This window comes from Amycolatopsis sp. NPDC003861, from assembly GCF_053605405.1.
Genome location: NZ_JBSGJD010000344.1, coordinates 1 through 7981 on the forward strand (window position 1 = coordinate 1; position 7981 = coordinate 7981).

The 7981-nt window shown below is 73.7% G+C and carries 6 protein-coding genes and 1 pseudogene; 5 read left to right on the forward strand and 2 right to left on the reverse strand.

From position 1 onward, the window contains the following. Nucleotides 1–1138, reverse strand: a 1138-nt coding sequence (locus ACWEVN_RS44125) for an MFS transporter (RefSeq protein WP_452055259.1), incomplete at its 3' end; no start/stop codon positions are given. Nucleotides 1139–1258: 120 nt separating this feature from the next. Continuing rightward, nucleotides 1259–2041 (reverse strand): IclR family transcriptional regulator, encoded by a 783-nt coding sequence (locus ACWEVN_RS44130; RefSeq protein WP_452055260.1) that lies wholly within the window; start codon nt 2039–2041, stop codon nt 1259–1261. Between the two features lie 83 nt (nt 2042–2124). Here ACWEVN_RS44130 and hutH point away from each other — a divergent pair, with 83 nt between their 5' ends. The 5 genes and pseudogenes from hutH to ACWEVN_RS44155 all read left to right on the forward strand — a co-directional run. Then, entirely contained in the window at nt 2125–3651 is a 1527-nt protein-coding gene (gene hutH / locus ACWEVN_RS44135; protein WP_452055261.1) for a histidine ammonia-lyase, read from the forward strand. Next, nucleotides 3651–5303, forward strand: coding sequence for a urocanate hydratase (gene hutU / locus ACWEVN_RS44140; RefSeq protein WP_452055262.1), 1653 nt, complete (start codon nt 3651–3653; stop codon nt 5301–5303). The genes hutH and hutU overlap by 1 nt, the downstream gene beginning before the upstream one ends. Further along, nucleotides 5300–6496, forward strand: a complete 1197-nt coding sequence (locus ACWEVN_RS44145) for an allantoate amidohydrolase (protein WP_452055263.1) — start codon at nt 5300–5302, stop codon at nt 6494–6496. The genes hutU and ACWEVN_RS44145 overlap by 4 nt, the downstream gene beginning before the upstream one ends. Nucleotides 6497–6609: 113 nt before the next feature. Beyond that, nucleotides 6610–7842, forward strand: a complete 1233-nt coding sequence (locus ACWEVN_RS44150; RefSeq protein ID WP_452055264.1) for a formimidoylglutamate deiminase — start codon at nt 6610–6612, stop codon at nt 7840–7842. Continuing rightward, nucleotides 7830–7981: pseudogene (locus ACWEVN_RS44155) on the forward strand (imidazolonepropionase); the annotation flags it as partial. The gene ACWEVN_RS44150 and the pseudogene ACWEVN_RS44155, both read left to right, overlap by 13 nt.

Consider the following 7981-nt stretch of genomic DNA (forward strand, 5'->3'; position numbering starts at 1 on the left):
CGATGGTGTGCGCCGGGCCCAGCACGTCGGCCAGCGCGCCCGCCGCGGCCGCGCCGACGCCCTGCACCGTGATCAGGCCGGCCGAGTTCACGCCGGCGCACTGCGCGCGGTGCTCGTCCGGCACCCGCCGCATGAACGTCACCGTGCCGGTGATGTTGTAGCCCGTCGCCAGCAGGCCGGACGCCGCCAGCAGCACCACCGACGGCACCAGGCCCGGACGGCAGACGAACACCACCAGCGGCAGGCCCGCCGCGATCCCGAGCCAGGCCAGGACGCGCAGTTGCACGCGCTCCGGGATCCACTTGCCGAACACGAAGCCGCCGAGCACGCTGCCCGCCGGGTCCGCCGCCATCAGCAGCCCCACCAGCGTCGCGCCCGCGCCGATGCCCGCCGCGTACGGCGCGGCCAGCGCCTCCGGCACGACGTAGAACCCGGCCAGCCAGTTGAGCGCCACCAGCGTCCGCAGCGCCGGGTCGCGCCAGATCAGCCGGATGCCCGCGCCGGTCGTGGCCAGCCAGGCGGGCCGGACCGCCTGCGCGATCGCCGCCCGCCGGCGGACGCCGGTGACCAGGAACAAGGCCGACAGCAGGAAGGTCGCCGCGTCCAGGCCCAGCGCCGCGGACGGGGTGAGCGCGGCGATCAGCACCCCGCCGCCGGCGAACCCGGCCAGCTGCGCGGCCTGCATCGTCACGTTCCGCAGGGCCATCCCGACGAGGTACCGCTCGCCTTCGAGGACCGACGGCAGCAGCGCCTGTTGCGCCGCCTTGAACGGCCCGCCGAGCGCCGTCATCACGGCGACCAAGACGCACAGGACCCACAGCGGGACGCCGGGGATCGCGATCACCCCGACCAGCGCGGCCCGCGCCAGATCGGTCACGACCATCACGTCGCGGCGCGGCCACCGGTCGCCCGCGCCGGCCAGCAGGATGCCGCCGAGCAGGGACGGCACGTACGTCAGGGCGTAGGTGAGGCCGGTCAGCGCGGCCGAGGACGTGCGCTGGTAGACGAGCACGGCGAGCGCGACGCGGGCGAGCTGGTCGCCGCAGATCGAAAGCAGTTCGGCGGTCCACATCGCCCGGAATTCGGCGACGGCGAGCACCGCACCGAAACCGACCTTCTTCACGCGTGCGTCATCCATCGGTGCCCCTCGAACCCGCTGTTCAGTCAAGGTAATCACCCACCGGAGTGGAATCGAGCCGTTCGGTGACAGTTGCCCCGTTCGCACCAGCCCCGGCGCCCGGACGGCCCGCGACGGCGGTCAGGCCGGGTGGCCGCCGATCCGGGTGGTCAGCTCGGTCGCCGTTGCCGCCACTTCCGCCGCGAGGTCCGGCCACCTCTCCGAGCACGGCTCCGTCGCGCAGTGGTGGCGCAAGGTGACGCTGATCGCGGCCAGCGGGCGGGCGCCGTGGTCGAAGACCGGGCAGGCGACCGAGGCGAAGCCGTCGGTGACGTGGCCGTCCTCGACCGACCAGCCGAGGCGGCGTTCCGCGGTGAGCGTCCGGCGCAGTTCGGCCAGTGTGCGCGGGCCGCGGCCGGTGCGGAGGACGAACGCCGAGGCCGCGGGGAACAACGCCCGGACGTGCGGGGCCGGCAGGTGCCGCAGGATCGCCCGGCCGGACGCGGTCAGCTGGGCCGGCAGGCGGACGCCGACCTCGGTCACCAGCGTCTCCGGCCGGGCCGGGCGTTCCTTGATCAGGTACAGCGACTCGTTGCCGTGCAGCACGCCCAGGTGAGCGGTGTGGCCGACGCGGTCGACGAGCTTGCGCAGCAACGGCCCGGCCAGGCGCTCCAGCGGGTCGTGGCGCAGGTAGGCCGAGCCGAGTTCGAAGGCGGCGATGCCCAGGCCGTACCGGCGTTCCGCGGGCAGGTGCACGACGAAACCGGCCGCTTCCAGCTCGTTGAGCAGGTGGTACGTCGTCGACCGGGGGAGCCCCGCCTCGCGGGCGATGGCCGCCGCGGTGACCGGGCCCGGGCGGGTCGCCAGCAGGCTCAGCACCGCCAGCCCGCGGCGCAGCGCGGGGACCTCACTGCTCTCGCCCATGCGCCGAGCTTACGTCTGGGATACCAGACAGAACCACCCGTTGAGGCATCCCACCAGCGGGAAGGACGAGGTCCAATGAGGCCATGCCGGAAAAAGTGCTCCTGGGCCCGGAGCCCCTGACCGCCGCCCAGGTCGTCGACGTCGTCCGGGGCCACGCGCCCGTCGGGCTCACGGACGCCGCCGAGAAGAACCTCGCCGCGACGCGCCAGCACATCGAGAACCTCGCCCACGCCGTCACGCCCACCTACGGCGTCTCGACCGGCTTCGGGGCGCTGGCCACCCGGCACATCCCGTTCGAGAGCCGGACCGCGCTGCAGCGGAGCCTGATCCGCTCGCACGCCGCCGGCGCCGGGCCCGCCGTCGAGCCCGAGGTCGTCCGCGCGTTGATGCTGCTGCGGCTGCGCACCCTCGCTAGCGGCTACACCGGCGTCCGCCCGGGCACTGCGCAAACGCTTGCAGCCCTGCTCAACGCCGACATCACGCCGATCGTTCACGAGTACGGCTCGCTCGGCTGCTCCGGCGACCTCGCGCCTCTCGCCGCCGTCGCGCTCGCGCTGATGGGCGAAGGCGAAGTGACCTACCGCGGCGAAGTCATGAAGGCAAAAGAAGCGCTGAAGCACGCCGGGATCGAGCCGGTCGTCCTCGCCGAGAAGGAGGGCCTGGCGCTCACCAACGGCACCGACGGCATGCTCGGCATACTCCTGCTCGCCGCCGCCGACCTGCACAAGCTCTTCGACATCGCCGACGTCACCGCCGCGATGAGCGTCGAGGCCCTGCTCGGCACCGACCGCGCGTTCGCCGCCGACCTCCAGGCCCTGCGCCCGCACCCCGGGCAGGCGAAGTCCGCGGCCCGGATGTGGCAGGCGCTGCAGGGCTCGAAGATCGTCGAAAGCCACCGCGGCCCCGACTGCAACCGCGTCCAGGACGCCTACTCGCTGCGCTGCGCCCCGCAGGTCCACGGCGCCGCGCGCGACAGCCTGACCCACGCCGAGCTCGTCGGCGAGCGCGAGCTGATGTCCGCTGTGGACAACCCGGTCGTTCTCGCCGACGGCCGAGTCGAGTCCAACGGCAACTTCCACGGCGCGCCCGTCGCCTACGTGCTCGACTTCCTGGCCATCCCGATCGCCGACGTCGCCAGCATCGCCGAGCGCCGCACCGACCGGATGCTCGACAAGGCGCGCTCGCACGGCCTGCCGCCGTTCCTGGCCGACGACCCCGGCGTCGACTCCGGCCACATGATCGCCCAGTACACCCAGGCCGCCGTGGTCAGCGAGCTCAAGCGGCTCGCCGTCCCGGCGTCGGTCGACTCCATCCCGAGCAGCGCCATGCAGGAGGACCACGTCTCCATGGGCTGGTCGGCCGCGCGGAAGCTGCGCAAAGCCGTCGACGGGCTGACCACCGTCCTCGCCATCGAGCTGCTGACGGCGGCCCGGGCGCTGGACTTCCGCGCGCCGCTGGAGCCGTCGCCGGTCACCGGCGCGGTGCGCGACCTGCTCCGCACGAAGGTCGCGGGCCCCGGCCCCGACCGGCACCTGGCGCCCGAAATCGCGGCCGCCGAAGAACTCGTCCGCTCCGGCGCCGTCCTCGACGCCGCCCGTCTGGAGGTCTGATGTCCCGCGTCGTCCGTGCCGCCCGCGGCACCCAGCTCACCGCCAAGTCGTGGCAGACCGAAGCCGCGCTGCGGATGTTCCACAACAACCTCGACCCCGACGTCGCCGAGCGCCCCGACGACCTGGTCGTCTACGGCGGCACCGGCAAGGCCGCCCGCAACTGGGCCAGCTTCGACGCGATCACCCGCGAACTGACCACTTTGGACGTCGACGAGACGCTGCTGGTCCAGTCGGGCAAGCCGGTCGGCGTGTTCCGCACGCACGAGTGGGCGCCGCGGGTGCTCATCGCGAACTCGAACCTGGTCGGCGACTGGGCGACCTGGCCGGAGTTCCGCCGCCTCGAGCAGCAGGGCCTGACGATGTACGGGCAGATGACCGCGGGCTCGTGGATCTACATCGGCACCCAGGGCATCCTCCAGGGCACGTACGAGACGTTCGCCGCCGTCGCGAAGAAGAAGTTCGGCGGCTCGCTTCGTGGAACCCTGACCGTCACCGCCGGCCTCGGCGGCATGGGTGGCGCGCAGCCCCTCGCCGTGACCATGAACGACGGTGTCGCGCTGGTCATCGAGTGCGACCCCCAGCGCGCGCACCGCCGTGTCGAGACGCGCTACCTGGACGAGGTGGCCGACGACCTCGACGACGCGATCGCCCGCGTCACCAAGGCGAAAAAGGAAGGCAAAGCGTTGTCCGTCGGTGTCGTGGGCAACGCGGCCGAGGTGCTGCCGGAGCTGCTGCGCCGGAACGTCGAGGTCGACATCGTCACCGACCAGACGTCCGCGCACGACCCGCTGTCCTACCTGCCCAAGGGCGTCGGCGTCGACGACTGGCACGACTACGCGGCCAAGAAGCCCGACGAGTTCACCGACCGCTCGCGCGAGTCGATGGCCGACCACGTCGAAGCCATGCTCGGCTTCCTCGACCGCGGCGCCGAGGTCTTCGACTACGGCAACTCCCTGCGCGGCGAGGCCAAGCTCGGCGGCTGCGAGCGCGCGTTCGACTTCCCCGGCTTCGTGCCCGCCTACATCCGCCCGCTGTTCTGCGAGGGCAACGGCCCGTTCCGCTGGGCCGCGCTGTCGGGCGACCCCGAGGACATCGCCGCGACCGACCGCGCGATGCTGGAACTGTTCCCGGAGAACGAATCCCTCGCCCGCTGGATCCGCCTCGCCGGCGAACGCGTTGCTTTCCAGGGACTTCCGGCCCGGATCTGCTGGCTCGGCTACGGCGAGCGGCACCTGGCCGGCCTGCGGTTCAACGAGATGGTGGCCAGCGGGGAGCTGAAGGCGCCGGTCGTCATCGGCCGCGACCACCTCGACTCCGGCAGCGTCGCCTCGCCGTACCGCGAGACCGAGGGGATGGCCGACGGCTCCGACGCGATCGCGGACTGGCCGCTGCTCAACGCCCTGGTCAACACGTCGTCCGGCGCCAGCTGGGTGTCGATCCACCACGGCGGTGGCGTCGGCATGGGCCGGTCCATCCACGCCGGCCAGGTCAGCGTCGCCGACGGGACGCCGCTGGCCGCGCAGAAGCTGGAGCGCGTGCTCACCAACGACCCCGGCATGGGCGTCATCCGGCACGTCGACGCCGGGTACGACCGCGCGGCCGAGGTCGCCGGCGAGCGGGGTGTGCGCGTCCCGATGCGGGAACAGGCGTGACGGCTTCGGGCCTGCTGGCCGAGATCGACGACGTCGGGCGCGATCCGAAGCGCGGCGGCTACTCGCGGCACGCCTTCGACGCGCCCGAGCACGACCTGCGCGAGTGGTTCGTCGAGCGCGCGCTGGGGCTCGGGCTGGACGTCGAGACCGACCGCAACGGCAACATCTGGGCGTGGTGGGGGCCGCCGGGCCGCAACGCCGTGGTGACCGGCAGCCACCTCGACTCGGTGCCGGGCGGCGGCGCGTTCGACGGCCCGCTCGGCGTGGTCAGCGCGCTGGCTGCCGTCTCGCAGTTGCAGGACAAGGGTTTCCGGCCGCGCAGGCCGCTCGCCGTCGTGGTGTTCGCCGAGGAGGAAGGTGGCCGCTTCGGCGTCCCGTGCCTGGGTTCGCGGCTGCTCACCGGCACGATCGACGCCGACAAGGCGCGCGGTCTGCGGGACGCCGACGGCGTGACGTTCGCCGAGGCGGCCGCGAAGGCGGGTGTCGACCCGGCGCGGATGGGCCCGGACGCCGAGCGGCTCGACCGGATCGGGCACTTCCTCGAACTGCACGTCGAGCAGGGCCGCGGGCTGATCGACCTCGGCGCGCCGGTCGCCGTCGGCAGCACGGTGATCGCGCACGGGCGGTGGCGGTTTTCCTTCGCGGGGCAGGGGAATCACGCCGGGGCGACGTTGCTCGCCGACCGCGCCGACCCGATGCTGCCCGCCGCCGCGACGGTGACGGCCGTCCGGCGGCTGGCCGCGAAGGTGCCGGACGCGCGGGCGACCGTCGGCCGGCTCGTGCCGACCCCCGGCGGGACCAACGTCATCGCGTCCACAGTGGACCTGTGGCTGGACGCGCGGGTGCCGGGCGAGGGCACGCCGGGGCTGGTCGCCGAGATCAGCCGGGCGGCTGCGGAGGCGGCCGCGGCGGAGGGCTGCCGGGTCGCGGTGACCCGCGAGTCCTATTCGGACGACGTGGTGTTCGACGACGGCCTCCGGCGCGACCTCGGCGCGTGGCTCGGCGGACCGCCGGAGCTGCCGACCGGCGCCGGCCACGACGCGGCCATCCTCGCCGGGTTCGCCCCGGCCGGGATGCTCTACGTGCGCAACCCGACCGGCATCAGCCACTCGCAGGAGGAGTTCGCCGAGGCCGGCGACGTCGAAGCCGGCGCGGCGGCGCTGGCCACGGCCCTGGAACGGCTCGCGCAGTGACCCGCAACCCGACCTCCGGCCCGCGGGGGCGCCCCCCGTTTCCAGCCTCTCGCGCGGCACCGACAGTTTTCTGGTGCGAGCAGGCCTGGCTGCCCGGCGGGATCGCGTCGGCGGTGCGCATCGACGTCGCCGGCGGCCGGATCACCGGCGTGGCACCCGGCTCGCCGCGGTCCGGGACGGTGCTCGGCGGGCTGACGCTGCCGGGTTTCGCGAACGGGCACTCGCACGCCTTCCACCGGGCGCTGCGGGGCCGGACGCACCACGAGCGCGGCACGTTCTGGACGTGGCGCGAGCGGATGTACGCCCTGGCCGCGCGGCTCGACCCCGACACGTACTACCGGCTGGCCCGCGGCGTCTACGCGGAGATGGTGCTCGGCGGGTACACGAGCGTCGGCGAGTTCCACTACCTGCACCACGCGCCCGGCGGGAAGCCGTACGCCGACCCGAACGCGATGGGCGAGGCGCTGCGGCAGGCCGCGGCCGACGCCGGGATCCGGCTGACGCTGCTGGACACGTGCTACCTGGCCGGCGGCATCGGCGTCGAACCGGACGAGGTGCAGCGGCGCTTCTCCGACGGCTCGGCGTCGGCGTGGGCTTCGCGGGTGGCCGCGCTCAAGGAAGACGAGCTGTTCCGCGTGGGTGCGGCGATCCATTCGGTGCGCGCGGTCCCGGCCGATCAACTGTCGCTTGTGGACAGCACGCGGGTCGTGCACGTCCACCTGTCGGAGCAGCGGGCCGAGAACGAGCAGTGCCAGGCCGCCTACGGCCGCACGCCCACCGAGCTCCTGGACGACCGCGGGGTGCTGACCGAACGCCTGGTCGCCGTGCACGCCACGCACCTGACGACGTCGGACATCGACCGGCTGAGCGGGGCGCGCGCGTGCTTCTGCCCGACCACCGAACGCGACCTCGGCGACGGCATCGGCCCGGCCCGCGCGCTGCGGGACGCCGGGGTGCGGCTCGGCATCGGCAGTGACAGCAACGCTGTCGTCGACGCCTTCGAGGAGACCCGCGCGCTGGAACTGGACGACCGGCTGGCCAGCGAGGAACGCGGCCGGTTCAGCGCCGAGGAGCTCCTCGAAGCGGGCACGGACCACGCGGCGATCGGCTGGGCCGAGGTCGGCGCGCTCGCCGAGGGGGCGGGCGCGGACTTCGTCACCGTGGCCCTGGATTCGGTGCGGACGGCCGGGATCGAGCCGTCGGGGGTCGTGTACGCGGCCTCCGGCTCGGACGTCCGGCACGTCGTCGTCGCCGGCCGCGAGGTCGTCCGGGACGGTACGCACTTGCTCGTCGACCGACCGGAAACCGTTCTGGCGAAGGAGATCGAGGCACTGTGGCAGTCCTGATCACGGGGATCGGCGAACTCACCACCAACGACCCGGCGCTGGGCCGGCTCTCCGACGCGGCCCTGGTGCTGGACGGTTCGCGCGTCGCCTGGGCAGGCCCGGCGGCCAGCGCCCCGGCGGCCGACCACCTCGACGTCAT